This is a genomic window from Candidatus Neoehrlichia procyonis str. RAC413 (assembly GCF_000964795.1).
Classification (GTDB): domain Bacteria; phylum Pseudomonadota; class Alphaproteobacteria; order Rickettsiales; family Anaplasmataceae; genus Neoehrlichia; species Neoehrlichia procyonis.
In genome coordinates, this window is record NZ_LANX01000001.1 from 874,474 (window position 1) to 892,361 (window position 17,888).

Genomic DNA, 17,888 nt, shown 5'->3' on the forward strand with positions numbered 1-17,888 from the left:
CGAATATTACACTAAGATATTACAGGCTTTCTTATTATTAATAAAGTAAGTATTGCTTTATTATTCATCAATAGTAAATTATCATTTATACTTAACCATATACTAAAGTAGTATTATCAAATAATTAAAAAAAAAAAACAATGATATTTTATATTTTTTCAACAATTTGGGTAATATTATACTCAACAATTGTTCTACCATTTTTCATATTTATGCCATTATCTCTAAGAATAAAATGCGCAACATTTGGAACACATGTGTTACTGTATCTATGTAATATAACTGACGGCATAACATACGAAATTAGAGGAAAAGAAAATCTACCTGCACAACCTTATATTGTAGCTTCTGAACATCAATCTCCTTTAGAAACTCTAATATTGTTTACAATATTTAAAGATGCAGTATTTATATTAAAAAAAGAGGTAATATTACTACCATTTTTCAATATCTTTTTTATATCACTTAAAATGATTTTTATTGACCGTAATAAAAAATTACAAGCCTTAAAAAAAATGTTAAAGTTATCTACACTGAGACTCAAAGAAGGAAGAACTATTATAATATTTCCTCAAGGATCAAGAACAACTATCAATAATAAAGCACAATACAAATCAGGAGTAGCAGCATTATATAATTCACTATCAGTACCTATAGTCCCAATCGCATTAAATACAGGTTTATTTTGGCCAAAAAATTTGATATCTTTTAAGAAAAAATCTGGGAAGGCTATAATAGAAATTTTACCACCTATTAATCCCGGTCTTAACAAGAAAGAATTTTTAGAACAACTTAAAGCAAATCTTTCAGAAAAAAGCTACGCTTTATGTAACTAAATAACAGTAAATCATACTTGCATTTTCACAAATTACTTATACAATTAATGTATGGTGTTATATAAGGTATAAAATTTACATGGCAAATCACTCAAGTTCTAAAAAAATGATAAGAGTCATTCAAAGTCGTACCTTAGTTAATCGTATGCGTAAAAGCAGAACGCGTAATTCTATAAAAAAGTTTTTATCTATGCTAAAGTTAGATAATCAAAGTACAGAAGCAGTAGTGCAAGCATTTAGAGAAGCAGAATCTAATCTTCACAAGTGTGTTAATAAAAAAGTTATACATAAAAATGCAGCCGCACGTAAAATAAGCTCATTAGCTGCAAAATTAAAAGCTTTTGATCTTAAAAATAGTGCTGCACAGTAAAACTTATCAATCTTTTAATAGTTAGTAAGCTACAATAGTGCAGGGTGGCGTTAGTTTGCGTAATGTAACTTGTTTTTATACAAAAATTATTAATTTCTTGAAGTGGATAGTACTACATTTGCATTTATACAAAAACTAAGTTATGTTCATCAACGTTTATGTAAGTATTAATCACAAATTAATATAAACTTATGCTATTTTTGTATTCTCACTGATAAAATAACTTATAGTTTTATCCAATCCTCTTTCCCTTATCATGTTATTAACCATTGATCTTTGATGCATAGCAATACTTATCATATTATTAACCTTTATATCATCAATATAAAATGCATCATCATAACTAACGTTAAAAACCACAACTACAAAATCATTAATATTACTTTGATTAATTAATCTAGTTTTCACAAAATAGTTATTCGTAGTGTTTTTCTTAACCCAAAAGATATCCATATCATAACTAGCATATATATACAATTGTTTTACATATATACGTACAATATATTTACTGTATTCACTTATAAACTTTTCCCTTTGCTCTAAAGAAGAGTTTTTCCAATAAATACCCATAACAAACTTTGCTATATTTTTCATATTTAAAGATCTATGCATCATATCTTGCAACATAGTATAAGCGCTCGCTCTATCTTTCGCTTGTTTTACAATTCTAGAAGAAAAATACTGTAATTCTTCAATAAAATTACAAACTTGCTGATAATTACTACACGTATTCTCACCAGCATGAACATTAGCCCATACCAAAAATATAAGTACAAATATTGCTACATAAGAGCGGTAATTAATAAACATCACATATTTTTTTTAATTTTCAGACATAAGAATATCAAATAAATACTTACTTAGTATTAAAAGTAAAACAAAACACTTAAAAGAAGATAATGTTAATCAATCTTACTATCACACCCTAACATTTATCAAATCTTTGTATAGTTTACAGAAAAAATTTAAATTCATTATATCATGTATTATCTGCACAGTTACCATATTCCACTTCCACTGTTACGTGAGCAATACCAAACTCTTCATTAAGTAGCTTTTTAACAGATAATAAAACTTCCGTATGATTTGAACAATTATTAACTAATACATCATCAACTTTCACATGTACTGTCATAACTAGATGTTCATTAGTTAAAGACCATACATGAATATGATGCACATCTATCACACCTGCAACTCTTTTGCAAATTATATTTTTTATTTTATCAGTACTAATATTTTCCGGAGTTCCTTCAAGTAATATATGCAAAGAATTTTTTATAATTTTGTATGCACTATACAATATTAAAATACTTACAACTATTGATAACAATGGATCAACAACTTGCCATTTACTTACCATAATAATAATTGCAGATAAAATTGCTGCTACAGATCCTAATAAGTCACCAAATATATGCAATACTGCACTTTTTATATTCAAATCATCTTCGTTTTTTTTATATAAAATGAAAAATGCTATAATATTTGAGCACAATCCCAAAATTGCAACTGTAAGCATGACCTGCCAATTAATTTCTACTGGATTTATAAAACGCTTAATGGATTCTATAATAATAAGTACAGCTATACCAAAAAGTGTTAATCCATTGACAAAAGCTGCAATAACTTGAAATCTATGATATCCATAAGATCTATAAGGATCTGATTTTTTTACCGCAATTTTGTGTGCTAACAAACTAAACACTAATGCTACAAAATCCATAAACATATGTCCTGCATCAGAAAGCAACGCCACAGAATTTGATATTACACCTCCTATGACTTCTATTACCATAGCAATCGCAATAACAGTAATTGCATAAACCAACCTACATATGTAAGCTGAAGGTTTGCCATTATGAACAAGTGACATATATTACCTCTTTTGTAGTGGGTGATACTGGCCTCGAACCAGTGACCTCTTACATGTCAAGCAAACGCTCTAACCATCTGAGCTAATCACCCCTAATTTTTTATGATAAGTAATAACACGAAAAAGTCAATCTTGCTCTATGGCTAATTTTATGGCATAAAAAATAAAAAACATACTTACAGGTATCAAGGAAACTATCACAATACCTAATAATATAGTATAACTATCATACATTTTAACCTTAAGACTATAAAACAAAAGATTAAAATATATTAAAATTGGAACTATAATTGGAAATACAAGGATCTGCGCGATTGTAGTTCCACCACGCTTACCTAATGTTAATGCATGGCCTATAGATGAAACAAAGCTCACTACCAATAAACTAATACTTAAAGCAATACCTAAGCTTATCACAATATATAAATTATCACCTAGTATACAAAAATCTATTAGCATGGATATAATGCTAATAGGAACTCCTATACATATCCAATAAGAAAAAATTTTTAAAAACACTATAACTTCTGGTATATAATCCTGCATAAAAATTTGCTCTAATATACCACTAGAATAATCACTCTCAAAAATACCATGTATAGAAACTTGCATAATAGATACACTACAAATCCATAGAAGTACTGGCAATACCTTCATAATATTTTCATTATCTATTGTAAACAAAGATATACTTATCATTAATATAAAAAGTGCTATTACGTGTAAAAAATTACCATTCTTATCTACCATTAATTCTATTTCGCGCTTAAATATGCTTCCATAGGACATTTATCGTACATTATTATAATGAACATCATTTTTTATCATAACCATACACTAATTATTAATCAACTATCTTTATAAATTTATTTTTGGTTGTATAACAAAGGAGAAAGACGTAATGCCAAATAAAAACAATATATTGCAAAACGATTATTATGATGACGATGAACACTATATGGATCATAAACAATTAGAATATTTTCGAGAAAAATTAATAAAGTGGCGTGATATTTTACAAAAAGAATCCGAAGAGAAAACTAATGAAATATTACAAGCCCAAGTTGACTCTGATTTAACTGACATGGCAACAAAGGAGTACGCTACCAATATAACTTTACAAACATACAATCGCAATGATGCATTAACAGCAGAAATTAATAAAGCACTACAAAGAATTAATGATGGCATATATGGATATTGTGAAGAAACAGGAGAGAAAATTGGCATAGCCAGACTTGAAGCTAACCCCATAACTCTTTATTGTATTGAAGAACAAGAAAGAAGAGAAAAACAACAAAGATTGCATAATATTGATGAAGATGATAGTAAGTTATTTTAAACTTATATTTTCTTAATAAATATTGTACACATATGTAAGCAAAATTCTTAATTACATTATAATCCAGCATAATCTGCCATAAATGTTCTATATATCAATTTTAGAATTCTCTACCAAAAAAATTGCCTTATTTCAGATTTGCCATAAAAAAGTACAACTACAGGAAAAGCTACGTAATTCTTTTCTGAAGCAGATAATTATAAGAATAACTTACATAAAAACCAACATGTATTAGCGTAACACATTTAATTATACTTATAGCTTTTTGTAAACTTCTAAACATTTTTGTACTATGTCTTCCATAAAATGGGGAGAAATATTAATACTTTCTAAATCTTTAGTATCAGAAGTAATGTTATACTGCATAAACAATAGCTGATCTCTAGTAAATAATGGAACTGTGCTTCCTGTTATAGGCTTAAGCATAATAGAAGTAATCTTACATTCACAGATAAATGCTAGAACTTTTGCTATACATAAAGGCAATTTTATAAAAGCATTTTTTCTGTGAGTTACTTGTAAAATAAATCCCATTAAAGACTTTATAGAGTAAATTTTAGGACCACATATGTTATATAATGTTTTCTTTGTATTATAACATACTAAATAACTAACTAACTTTGCAATATCACCAACATACACTGGTTGTAAAAGCATTTCACCACCCCTAATTAATGGTAAAAACGGCAGCATCAAAGATAATCTTGCAATATTGCTAAAAAAATGATCACCAAAACCAAATACCAAATTAGGTCTAATTATTATAGTATTAGAACACACAGCTGTAACAATCTTTTCTCCCTTTAATTTACTTTGAGCATATACAGAATCCTTAGCATTTTCAATTCCCATAGCTGAAAAATGAATTAATTTAGCACAATATTTATTAGCAATTTTTGCAATAATTTCAGCAATAACTACATGAACATAATTAAATTTTATTTTTTTCGATTCGTATAGAATACCTATTAAATTAATAACTACGTCACATTTATTAACATGCCTTTCGACTATTTCAATATTCAAAGTACTATATTCTATAATTTCTACATTTCCTAAATTTCCATACAATTTAAGTGATGCAGCCTTATCAGCATTACGTGTAAATACCTTAACTACACAATCATTTTTTACAAGATCTTCAACTATATACCTACCTATAAAACCACTACCACCAAAAACTACAACATATTTTATAATTCCTAACATTTTATACCTATAAATCTTCTTAAAAAATTCAGCTATGATATCATACACAACAAACTTACTTATAAGTTTTACAATACATCACACCATCATCTGAACAATATAGTTAACTAAACTAGTAGATATATTTATATCTTAAAACATGCAACATAAAGCAATATAAAAATTATTACCCAAAATTAGTATAGTTTTGTACACAACAATACTAATTTCCTAGTTGCAATATTGGAATTATTAATACCTTTCAAACTTATTAATACATATAACTTATTTTTATAGTTGTTCTTTTAAATAAGACCATAAATATTCAAATATAATCTATTTATTGATTACAACTAAAAAAAATTTTACATAAATATAAAATTGTAAAAAAGCTACATAACTAGTAATAACTCACCTTTAATTTTACATACAGTACTAAAGATTTTGTTATTTAATAAGATGTATACAATATTAATTATATTAGCCATCAAATTTAATACCTAGTATACTCATTGACAACTAAACTCTAATATCATCTATTGTAATTAACAATAAAATCGGTTAATTCTTTACTTCAAAACATTATTATATGGCAATAAATTTTTACTTATTATGTAATTTATTCTTTACTTTAATGTAAGTTATTATTTATATAAGTACATTTACTAATCCATACAATTATATGCACAAATGATTCCTACTCATAAACTGTAACTTCTTACATCTCAATAAACATTAATAGTAAAAAGTAAGAGAATCATATCCAAATATTTTTAATAAATTGTGTATATTTTTCCCTAATAACTTTTCTTCTTTTATAATTTGCTTTATAGTATAACCTACTTTTTTAATTAAAAACTGATCTGTAAAAACATTTACAAATTTAAAATTAGTTAATCCCGACTGCTTTATTCCTAAAATATCCCCTCCTCCACGCAATAATAAATCTTGCTCTGCTATAAAAAATCCATCTTGTGATTGACGTAAGACACATAACTTTTTATAAGCAGTTTTATTAATTGCATCATAAAGCAATATACAAAATGAAGGTTTATCACCGCGACCAACTCTTCCTCTTAGTTGATGCAGTTGTGATAAACCAAATCTTTCAGCATTCTCTATTATAATAATTGTAGCATCAGGAACATTTATACCTACTTCTATAACTGTCGTTGCAACTAATAATTTAATTTTTCCATTATAAAAAGAATACATAGATTCATCTTTTTCTACTTGTGATAAATTTCCATGCGATAATCCTACCTTATCAGCAAAAATTTCCTTCAAAAAACGAAATCTCTTCTCTACTGCTGAAATATCTAATACTTCGGACTCCTCTATACATGGACAAATCCAATATGCTTTATGACCATTTTGCAATGCAAGTTGTAACTTTAGTACTACCTCATCTAATTTAGCAATATTGATAATACGAGTACAAATAGGAAGCCTACATTTTGGCTTATCAAGTAATTTTATACATTCCATATCTCCATATATAACCTGCTCTAAAGTTCTTGGAATAGGAGTTGCAGTCATAAATAATACATCTGCATTATCACCTTTATCAATAAGCTTCATTCTTTGCATTACACCAAATTTCTGTTGTTCATCTATTACAACTAATCTCAGATTTTTAAAATTAATTGAACTCTGAAATAAAGCATGAGTTCCTATAATAATTTGAATTTCTCCTTTAGCTAATCTACCTTTTACATTTTGTTTTTGCTTTGTTGTACCTGTTAATAATTCAATATTAATATTAAGATCAGATACTACTTGCTTGATCCAATAATAATGTTGATTAGCTAATATTTCAGTAGGTACCATAAATGCTACTTGCCCTTTACTTTCCAATACATTTAATATTGCAAACAACGCAACTACTGTTTTTCCACTTCCCACATCTCCTTGTAATAACTTTATCATTTGACTATCGAGTGCTTGAGCAGTTATTATTTCCTGTATTGCATTTTCTTGACTAGTAGTAAGTGTAAACCCTAATTTTTCCAACACTTTCTTACGATAAGTACCGCTATTAACAATAGGTATCCCTTTCTTACAATGCCATTTTCTCATTATATACATTGCAATATGATAACTTAGTAATTCATCATAAGCTAACCTATTCCTATATAACTGTATCTTATCAAGATCATTAGGATGATGTATTTTAGTAATGCTTTCCTTCCAACTATACCAATAATTTTGTTGCATCAAATGTTCATCTATCCATTCTGGAAAATCAGGTAATAATTTAATTGCTAATTTTATAATTTTAGATATTTTTCTAGAAGTTAATCCTCTAATTAAAGGATATATTGGCTCTATAGAATAAATTTCGTCAAATTCTGCAAGATTACTTGTTATATAATCAGGATGCGTTATTTGCATCTGTCCTAAAAAATTTTCTAGCTTACCACTTATTATACATTCTAACCCGACTGATAAGATACTTTTTAAATACTTTAATGAATAATAAAAAAAAATTAAAGATACTTGCCCTATATCAGTATTTACTATAATCTTAAAAGGTGATCTTCTATTTTGCTTAAACACACTATGCCGCAATACTATAGCTTTAAACGTTACAACCTTTCCAACAGAATCATATGATAACTTATTCCTCCTATCTACATAGCTTTGTGGTATATGAAAAAGAAGGTCTATAATTTTATTTCCTTTACATAATTTCTGTAATAGATTACCTGTTACAGTTCCAACATACGGTAATTCCTGTATATTAGAAAATATATCAAGATCTCTCATAATAATCACATAAGATTTTACTAACCCTCATGTAAAGATTTGTTTAACTTACATATTACAATTGGTCACATTTATATAATAAACGCTTAAAAAGGCAATACAAATATCCATATAAATATGTAAATTCCTAAAAGTAATAAAAAACATAAAAATTATTCAACATAAATTTTACTTGTAGGTGTCTATAAGATTTCTGTTTATTATAAAAAAACTTTTCAATCTGTCTTAATATTAACATAATGCTTTGACTACATAAAAATGTAATAATTAACAAAATATTAGTCGGGTTTAAATGAAAATACTACTTATAATATCAGGTAGCATAGCTGCCTATAAAGCACTTGACATTATACGAACATTAAAAAAACGCAACTATACAATTAATTGTATCCTCAGTAAACATGGAGAAAAATTTATTACTCCATTATCGGTAACATCCTTATCCGGCAATCCCGTATATACTGATAGTAATGCTTTAGATACTTATAATAATATCAAACACATTTCCATTACAAGAAATTCTGACATTATATTAGTAGCACCTGCAACTGCAAATATTATAGCAAAAACAGCTTATGGCATTGCTGATGATTTTTCAACCTCTGTTCTTATAGCTGCTAATATTCCAATAATCATGGCACCTGCTATGAATCCACATATGTGGCAATCTAAAGCTAACCAACGGAATATCCGCATACTAGAAAGTGATAACGTGAAAATTATTCCTCCTGAATATGGATATACAACATGTGGTGAAAAGGGATACGGCAAAATGGCAAATGTGCAAAAAATTGTTAAATTTATAGAAAATCTCAAATAGCATTACATAAAAGCCTTTGTAAGATTAATTTTCAACAAAAATACATATCTTCTCATTAAGTCCTAGTAAACCTTGCTGTATAGTTAAAGCTCTAAAATTTTAGATATCAATGCTACAAAATATAGCAGTAAAGTTGATGTAATAACGATAAGTTTATTCATGCACTTTAGGTATATTTTTATAGTACTTAAAAAAATAACATCCATTTGTAAATGATGCTATAGACATTATAAATATAGGCAAATCTTTAAAACTACATCACATATGACATACCTAAAGTTATTTAGGATTACCTAACAAAATAACTGTAGAATTATCTTTCCAGTGAATTATGTTGCCACACATAATATTTTTATGTACGTCTTAAATATAGCTAACAATAACCTAACGATATGATTCTAGATATTGGTGATAACATTTTATCAAATATTTAGTTGTGTGCAAAATGCAAATATCACTTTTGAAATAGGACCGTTGAGCATTAAACATGAAAAATTTTCTCAAGATATGTTTGACTCAGCACATACTTTAATAAATCTTCAAAATAAAAACATCCATATTATTTTGGTAAAGGCAATAGTATTTCTACAATTAAACTGGCTGGATTTTCTTAAGAAAATTGTTACCATATACAGGGAACGGAGTTTTATTATACCTTTTAAGTATAATTTAATTTTCTATACATTTTAACATATTACTTAACACAAACACACAACATACGATGTAAGATACAAAAAAAATAGTATTCTCAAATTTATAAAAAATTTCAGTTAAGTATAAGTTTATACAAACATCATGCAATAATACCCATATTCAAAAACATTTTTGTATTTCACATTCATAAAAAATATGCAAAGTACATATTTTACATTATTAATGCTTTTTAACAGAAAAAACACAAACATTTACTAAAATAATAAATTAAAAGTGACTATGCTAGTTTTTCTATGCATATCTTATTTACAATGCCAGTTTTATACAGTTAATAAATAGATACATTTCTTATATTTTCTAAATACATAACTTCAAGTTTAGTATATATATTTAATTACTATATATAAAAATATGTTCTATATTAAGAAACTGCTCGTCTATAAAATATTATTCTATTTGTTAATCTCATAAATTAACTTACAATATTGTTTATATACATATTTCAAAATGCTACAAGGCTCTTTTAGAATTGGTATCAAAATTTTAATGACTTTATTCCCGTTTACTATGATATAATATTTTATTTACCTAAACAAAATTTACTAAATATATTATCTAGTATATCATCACTACTAATAGCACCCACTACTTTACCTATTTCTTTGATTGATAATCTTAAATCTTCAGATAGAATTTCAATAGGAGAATCAATGCTTATACTATTCAATATATCAAGTGTATTTTGTAAATGTATTCTATGTCTACTAGAGGTAATAAACAAACTATTATCTGTAGGAAAAATTAGCAACGATTTCTCCTTAATTACTTGTATTAGATTATCTATACCTATATTTTTATGTACAGAAATAGGAAAAAAATCGGTATTAAAAATGGGAATAGTACTTTGATGTTCTATATTATCTGCCTTACTTAAAACACATATTGTTTTATCATCAACAGACTGAATAACATCTTCACTAATATTACTAAGGTCACTGTAAGAAAAAATTTTTATTTTTAAATCCGCATTTTCAGCTTCCAATATAGCTCGTTTCATCCCCTCTTGTTCTATTACATTATCACTTGCTCTTATTCCTGCTGTATCAATGATAATAAAAGGATATCCTCCTATATCTATATGAGCTTCTAATACATCTCTTGTAGTTCCAGCATATTCAGACACTATTGCAATGTCTCTTCTAGCTAAACAATTAAAAAGTGTAGACTTTCCTACATTAGGTTCACCAATAATTACAATACGTGCACCACTTCTCACCCTCTCTCCTCTATGATCATCATTTAAATAACTTGCAAGAGAACCCCTTAACATATTCAATTGATTACTTATTTCACTCAATGCGGAAGATGTAACTTCATCAGGAAAATCAATATAAGCTTCTATATTAGCTAACATAGCAATCAAAATATTTCTCCAACCTGTATATAATTTTTCAAAATTTCCTGATACTTGTCTTAGAGCTTGTTTTAATTGTACTTCTGTCTCAGCATTAATAAGATCAGCAATACCTTCAGCCTTTGTTAAATCCATTTTACCATTAAGAAAAGCACGTAGTGAAAATTCTCCTGGATTTGCCAATCTAAAAATCTTACGTAATTCATTAAACATCACTTTTATAACTGCTATGCTACTATGAATATGCAATTCTATAACATCTTCTCCGGTAAAACTATTTGGACCTGGAAAATATAAAATTATTGCTTCATCTATTGCTTCATTATCACCATTATATAAAGTACTAAAAGCCGCAATCCTTGGTTTTACAACACAACTTACTTTAAAATGCTGTAGCACTTTTTTGGCGTGAGTACCAGAAATTCTAATTACTCCTATTCCCGCCTTTCCTTTTGGGGTAGATAAAGCAAAAATTGTACCCATAACATATACACTATCATTTACATTACTGAGAAGTCTCTCTTAATATATCATTAATTGACACTTTACTTCTCGTACTATTATCAACCGTCTTTACAATAACAGCACAATATAAAGATACATTACCTTTACCACAAGAATAAGAACCTGGTACTACTACAGAATAAGGTGGAACTTCTCCATAAAAAACCTCCCCTGTACCCCTATTCACAATTCTCGTAGATGCACCAATAAACACACCCATTGCTATTACAGATCCTTCTCTTACTATTACACCATCCACAATCTCGCTTCTAGCACCTATAAAACAATTATCTTCTACAATTACAGGTCTATTTACCAATGGTTCTAAAACACCCCCTATTCCAGCACCACCAGAAATATGACAATTCTTTCCTATTTGAGCACAGCTACCTATTGAACCCCAAGTATCAATCATAGTACCTACATCCACATAGGCTCCAACATTTACAAAGCTTGGCATTAACACTACATCAGATGCAATATAAGCAGATTTACGTACAATAGAACCTGGAACAGCCCTTATATTCATCTCATCAAAATTATTCTTGCTCCAATTACTAAATTTTAGCGGTATCTTATCATAATAATTAGACCTACCAAAGAGACCTGTGGAAACTGAAAGTTCTATTAATTGTGACTTTTGCGTACGAAAATAAATTAATATTGCTTTCTTAATCCATTCATTAACTATCCAATGATCATTATTTTTTTCACAAACCCGAATTTTACCTTCATCTAACATATTAACAACAACTTCAGCAAGGTCTCGCATTTTGTTCTGATTGCTCTCCTGCATCAAAACATTTAACGGTTTATCAAAATAAATTTTAACATCGTTAATCACAATAGTAATACCTCAAAAATTCCACAACAAATATTATAACTAATACATCAAGCAATCTTAATACACCCTATGCATTTCATAATATAGTTAAGACATAATAAAAAACAACAACATTTATTTATGAAACGTCATCCTCTAAAAAACATTTAATTAGTTGCTTATAATATGCAATTCACTACCGAATAAACATAAAATTCTATCTATAATCAAGGAAACACAGCAAAAGAGTTAACAAAAATTAAAATATATAATGTACACAGCCATAATATTTAAAGTATCACACCATATAAATCCTAAGCTAATACCTTACACAACAATGCTATCTACTAGCAAGATACTTCTATAATTGTCTTGTATGCAAAATTAGAAAAACTTTTGCATACACACAAAGTATCCATAATACAACTCTCCCTTACCATTATATTTGTGTTTTAAAATATATCATTCATAATAAATCTAATATTTATACTGCTTAAACTCATAACAGAAATACAATTATATATATCAATACATTGATATGACATTATTAGATATATTAAACCTTTTTATTCAATATTAGTACTGTTACAGTAATATGAAAGTAAACTGTTCAAATACATTAGAATTAAAAGTTAACAAAATATATAGGGTTATCTAAGATCGCCATGAGATTAAGATATTTATTAGAACATATGGATACCAAATACATTATGTAAAATGACTAATAAAAAACAATAACGCTGATAACTACTTTTTTTTAAAGATATCAACATTAATTTTATAAATTAATAAATATAATTACATAATTAACTGCAACACAATTCAGCATTTTTATTATAGAAAATAAAAAAAATGTTAGATATAAAAATACAAAGTCATATTACATTACTAATGTTAATCTCTAAAACTATTAACATCTACTTACAGTACACATTATATTAAAATAATGCAATAATAAGTATGGCACTTTTATATCCTTTATTTTATAATAGTAATATTCTTAATAATACAATATAATTAGCTGTGCATATTATTATATAATACTATTCAATGAAAATAGCATGTGAAAGTTGCCAAGCAATATATAGAATTGAAAAATCTAAGATTCCTGCAAAAGGTAAAAGGGTTAAATGCACAAACTGTGGCAATACTTGGATGCATATCCCAAAATATAAACATGATACACTACAGCAATCAAATGCGGTAGAAAAAAAAGAATTTGTCAATAAAAAAAATACTAACCTTCCAAAAAAAGCATTATGTAGTAATATTGTACTAATAATAGCAATAATACCTCTGATATTTCTTTTTTCTACTACATTTCAAAACAGTATACCATATAATATAAGAAAGATTTACCGCTTAACAGAAACATATGATACATCCGGCATAAAACTTGCTAGTTCTAATATAGAAATATCTAAAGTAGATACTAAAACTGTAAATATAAAAATAAGTGGTAGTATTGAAAACCAATCAAAAGAGGAAAAATTTATACCTGACATTTATTTCATTTTTTACAATAAGGATAAAAAAGTTTTATTATCACAAAAATTAAGAATTAACAAATACGGTATTATACCTAGTAATACAAGATATAATTTTACCAAAAACATATATAGTGTTTCAAGTGAAGTTAATACTTTACAAATAAAAATAGGCAATATGTTTGAAGCATGTTTTTACTAATATGATACCAGAATTTACTGTTACTGAAATTACAAGAATTTTCCAACATTTTGTACATGAAACTTTTAATACAATTAAAGTTAGAGGAGAAGTTAGTAATAAATCTAAACCAAAATCTGGACACACTTATTTTACATTAAAAGATGATAACGCTATAATCCATGCAATATGCTGGAATAATACAAAACTAAATATTAACCTTACAGATGGAATGGAAGTTATTTGTACAGGATTTTTAACCACTTACCAGTCAAAATATCAACTAATTATAGAGCATGCATCATTAGCAGGATTAGGTCAATTACAAGCAATACTTGAAAAAACAAAAAAAAAACTAGAACAAGAAGGATTATTTGACATAAAAAACAAAAAAAAATTACCAATTCTTCCTCAAATAATAGGAGTTATTACATCCATAACTGGTTCTGTGCTTCAAGACATAATTAATCGAGTAAAAAGCCGTTTTCCTACACATATTGTAATACACCCAGTAGCAGTACAAGGTACAGAAGCACATATTCAAATAATACACGCAATATCTCAATTTAATCTTGCACAAAATAACCGTCCAGGTGTTCTTATTATTGCAAGAGGAGGTGGTAGCACTGAGGATTTATGGCCCTTTAATGAAGAGCTACTTGCTAGAGCTGTAGCTAATTCACAAATTCCTATAATTTCTGCAATTGGACATGAAACAGATTTTACACTTATTGATTACGTAGCAGATATTCGTGCCCCTACTCCAACAGCAGCAGTGGAAATTGCATTACCAGAAAAATCACAATTTTTAGAAACCATAAATAATAAGTTTTACAAAATCAAAACTATACTACAACAATTACTGGATAATAAAAATTGTTATTTACTAAAATTAAATAATAAGCTACTAGAAAATAAATACAAACTTAAATCACTAAATTATAAATTACATGAATATAACAACAAAGTAAATACACTGTTTAAAATGCTATTACTACAAAAAAAGCAAGATCTCAGTAATTTATTTTGTAAAATAAACTATTACAATAAAGAACACTTATTAAATGTAGGATACACTATCATATATGACAAAAGTGGTAAAGTTATAGATAAATCTAAACATTTATCTTTTAATGATATTATTACCATTGAATGGAAGGATGGCAAACGTAAGGCTATAATTAAATCCTAAATTCAGTATTTAAATAATAGTAACTTATATTCACAGTTAATATTGACATAAATCTGCCTTATTTTTCAAAACTTCATCAGCCACAATTAAATACAACATCCTAAATACATAAAAAACTAATAATATGTGCTTCTTACATAAATTATACAAACTCATGCTAATACTATAAAAAATTAATAATAAGTAATACCTTTATATACCATAAACACATATCTCAGTTATTTTCATTATTAATAGACTTACTACTCTCTACTAAAAGAGATAAAATTCACATAAGACAAAACTTCCCTTTTATGAAATTAATGAACAATCTACAAAGTTTAAAAACTCATTAAATTAAATATTAAGCATAACATTCATATTTAGCTTAATAATATAGCTCAATGTATACAAATATACACTACAGATAAATTCTCAACATAAAATCGCTCTATAAAATCTATTTAGATTAAGAAAGTAAAATGTATAAAAACTAAATTATGCTTAAAAAGTGCAACAATGCTCCTCCTCCTGTAGAAATGTATGTAAAATCTTCTTCTGAAAACCCAGCCAGTTTGATTGCAAAAATACTATCACCTCCACCAACAATAACATTAATGTTTTCATTTTTAAGATTTACCAAAGTACGTACTAAGCCAAACGTACCTCGAGAAAATTTCTCATATTCAAATGCTCCAACAGGCCCATTCCATAAAATGGTATTGCACTTTTGTAATATGGTTTTAATTTTTGACAAAGTGTTATCACCAATATCTAGAATCATATCATCAGGCTCTACATTATCGATACTTTTTAAAGAACTTACATCGGAATTAACATTCTTTGCAGTAACACAATCCACTGGCAAGATAATTTCACAGTGATTTTGTTGTGCAATACTCATAACTTTTTTAGGTATATCATGTAATATGTTTTCGTATAAAGATTTACCTATATTTATATTTTGCATTAGTAAAAAATTATTTGCTATGGCCCCTCCCAGTATTAAAAAATCAATTTTACTTGCTATATTTTGCAGCATAGATATCTTAGTTGAAATTTTAGAGCCTCCAACTATAACAGCAACCGGCTTACTAGCATTTGACACAACTTTATTAAGATAATGTACTTCTTGTTGAAAATTCAATCCTACAAAAGATGGCAAAAACTTTGTAATTGCATCTATAGAAGCATGCTGGCGATGAAAACAGGAAAACGCATCATTAACATATACATCCGCAATCAAAGACAGCTGCCTTGCAAAGACATCACTATTTTCTTCTTCTCCTCGATTGAATCGCAAGTTTTCTAACAAAAAAATAGATTTTTCTGAAGAATATATTACATTTTTAGCTACTTCTATATTTTCACTTACAAAAAGTACATCTTGTTTACACATTTGACCTATTACATCTGTCAAAAATCTTAAAGATAATTTTTCATCATATGTCTTTGGACGGCCAAAATGTGAGATTATGATAACTTTAGCATTGTATTGCAACAAATAATTAATTGTTGGAATCAACCTTATTATACGCGTGTAATCTTGTATTACACAACTTACAATTGGAACATTCAAATCTGCACGCAGTATTACAACTTTATTGCTAAAATCAAAATCCTGCATTTTACGCATATTACATACGTCAAAGCTTTTATTATCCATACAAACACAATATTAATAAATTACTCAAAAATATAACAGCATTCTTAGATATTCATAGATTTTTAATATTATATACTCTACAATGTATTGTACCACGTACTTACTATTTAGTAGAAATAAAATTACTTAATAGAAGAAGAATCTTTAATAGAGTCAAAAAGCTGTAATAATCATTAAGTATTCAAATATATACTTTCCATTAATTCATCAGATTATATAAATTCTGTATGATTAGATGATCCGAATTGTATAAAAACCAAGCTGTTTCTATATAAATGTAGAAATGCTTAAGGTTACTTAAAATACCATAAATATAATTTGTTTAAATACCAAGATCAATTAGTAATCATAATAAATATGCAATAATTTTATACCCTTTATAATTAAAGTATAGTAAACAAGACAAAAATCATATAGCTTTCAAAATGGCTTAGCTCTATTAAAGAAGAAAATTGCCTACAATTTAGTAATTAAACTTTATTTAACCAAAACTTCCTAAAGATATAGATAGAAAAAAGTCCCACAGTAGATATAAAACACTACACAATAAATATATTTAATAGTTAAATTAACATTTACAGCACTTGAAACATTCACCTTAGTAACAACATAAAGCTAATATTGTATCTAATAAAGCTTCTCTTATTTACCTTAAAACATAAGGCATAAACACAAAATTACATACCTATTATTATAACATCACAAAACAACTAGCATGTACATATCAACAACACCTTATTATATGTTAATTAACCATCAAAATATATAATATTCAAATAACCATTTC

The 17,888-nt window shown here is 27.0% G+C and carries 14 protein-coding genes and 1 tRNA gene; 6 read left to right on the forward strand and 9 right to left on the reverse strand.

Features of this window, described 5'->3' with window-relative positions; translation table 11 throughout:
• The first annotated feature begins 212 nt into the window (after nt 1–212).
• Complete coding sequence (locus tag NLO413_RS03220; RefSeq protein WP_320408735.1) at nt 213–836, forward strand: lysophospholipid acyltransferase family protein; 624 nt, start codon at nt 213–215, stop codon at nt 834–836.
• 79 nt (nt 837–915) lie between these two features.
• Nucleotides 916–1,206: a 30S ribosomal protein S20 gene (gene rpsT / locus NLO413_RS03225; protein ID WP_045809070.1), complete on the forward strand. Its 291-nt coding sequence runs from the start codon at nt 916–918 to the stop codon at nt 1,204–1,206.
• A 189-nt stretch (nt 1,207–1,395) separates the two neighbouring features.
• Here the strand turns inward: rpsT and NLO413_RS03230 are convergent, their stop codons facing one another.
• From NLO413_RS03230 to NLO413_RS03245, 4 genes are all read right to left on the reverse strand, one after another.
• Nucleotides 1,396–2,016, reverse strand: a complete 621-nt coding sequence (locus tag NLO413_RS03230) for an ABC transporter substrate-binding protein (protein ID WP_045809071.1) — start codon at nt 2,014–2,016, stop codon at nt 1,396–1,398.
• Nucleotides 2,017–2,185: 169 nt separating this feature from the next.
• Entirely contained in the window at nt 2,186–3,082 is an 897-nt protein-coding gene (locus NLO413_RS03235) for a cation diffusion facilitator family transporter (RefSeq protein ID WP_045809072.1), read from the reverse strand.
• Between the two features lie 18 nt (nt 3,083–3,100).
• Nucleotides 3,101–3,174, reverse strand: a tRNA-Val gene (locus tag NLO413_RS03240).
• A 34-nt stretch (nt 3,175–3,208) separates the two neighbouring features.
• Nucleotides 3,209–3,871 (reverse strand): heme exporter protein CcmB, encoded by a 663-nt coding sequence (locus tag NLO413_RS03245; protein ID WP_045809073.1) that lies wholly within the window; start codon nt 3,869–3,871, stop codon nt 3,209–3,211.
• A 112-nt stretch (nt 3,872–3,983) separates the two neighbouring features.
• Here NLO413_RS03245 and NLO413_RS03250 point away from each other — a divergent pair, with 112 nt between their 5' ends.
• Entirely contained in the window at nt 3,984–4,424 is a 441-nt protein-coding gene (locus NLO413_RS03250; RefSeq protein WP_045809074.1) for a TraR/DksA family transcriptional regulator, read from the forward strand.
• 255 nt (nt 4,425–4,679) lie between these two features.
• Here NLO413_RS03250 and NLO413_RS03255 read toward each other — a convergent pair whose 3' ends face one another.
• A complete protein-coding gene (locus NLO413_RS03255; protein WP_045809075.1) occupies nt 4,680–5,633 on the reverse strand; it encodes a complex I NDUFA9 subunit family protein in 954 nt (317 codons plus the stop codon).
• Nucleotides 5,634–6,347: 714 nt separating this feature from the next.
• Nucleotides 6,348–8,381: an ATP-dependent DNA helicase RecG gene (locus NLO413_RS03260; RefSeq protein WP_045809076.1), complete on the reverse strand. Its 2,034-nt coding sequence runs from the start codon at nt 8,379–8,381 to the stop codon at nt 6,348–6,350.
• 292 nt (nt 8,382–8,673) lie between these two features.
• On the opposite strand from NLO413_RS03260, the gene NLO413_RS03265 reads away from it, so the two are divergent.
• Nucleotides 8,674–9,201 carry a flavoprotein gene (locus tag NLO413_RS03265; protein WP_045809077.1) on the forward strand — a complete coding sequence of 176 codons (528 nt, stop codon included), beginning with the start codon at nt 8,674–8,676 and terminating at the stop codon, nt 9,199–9,201.
• Nucleotides 9,202–10,435: 1,234 nt separating this feature from the next.
• Here the strand turns inward: NLO413_RS03265 and mnmE are convergent.
• Both mnmE and dapD read right to left on the reverse strand, forming a co-directional pair.
• The gene (mnmE, locus tag NLO413_RS03275) at nt 10,436–11,752 is read right to left on the reverse strand and encodes a tRNA uridine-5-carboxymethylaminomethyl(34) synthesis GTPase MnmE (RefSeq protein ID WP_045809079.1); all 1,317 of its coding nucleotides are present in this window, start codon (nt 11,750–11,752) and stop codon (nt 10,436–10,438) included.
• Between the two features lie 22 nt (nt 11,753–11,774).
• On the reverse strand, nt 11,775–12,626 hold the full coding sequence (gene dapD, locus NLO413_RS03280; protein WP_084229818.1) for a 2,3,4,5-tetrahydropyridine-2,6-dicarboxylate N-succinyltransferase: 852 nt from the start codon (nt 12,624–12,626) through the stop codon (nt 11,775–11,777).
• Nucleotides 12,627–13,646: 1,020 nt separating this feature from the next.
• Here dapD and NLO413_RS03285 point away from each other — a divergent pair.
• Nucleotides 13,647–14,285 (forward strand): zinc-ribbon domain-containing protein, encoded by a 639-nt coding sequence (locus tag NLO413_RS03285; RefSeq protein ID WP_045809080.1) that lies wholly within the window; start codon nt 13,647–13,649, stop codon nt 14,283–14,285.
• Complete coding sequence (gene xseA / locus NLO413_RS03290; RefSeq protein ID WP_410517984.1) at nt 14,260–15,456, forward strand: exodeoxyribonuclease VII large subunit; 1,197 nt, start codon at nt 14,260–14,262, stop codon at nt 15,454–15,456. The genes NLO413_RS03285 and xseA overlap by 26 nt, the downstream gene beginning before the upstream one ends.
• Nucleotides 15,457–15,928: 472 nt before the next feature.
• On the opposite strand, the gene NLO413_RS03295 is transcribed toward xseA, so the two are convergent.
• Nucleotides 15,929–17,101, reverse strand: coding sequence for a phosphoglycerate kinase (locus NLO413_RS03295; protein ID WP_045809082.1), 1,173 nt, complete (start codon nt 17,099–17,101; stop codon nt 15,929–15,931).
• Nucleotides 17,102–17,888 lie beyond the last annotated feature (787 nt).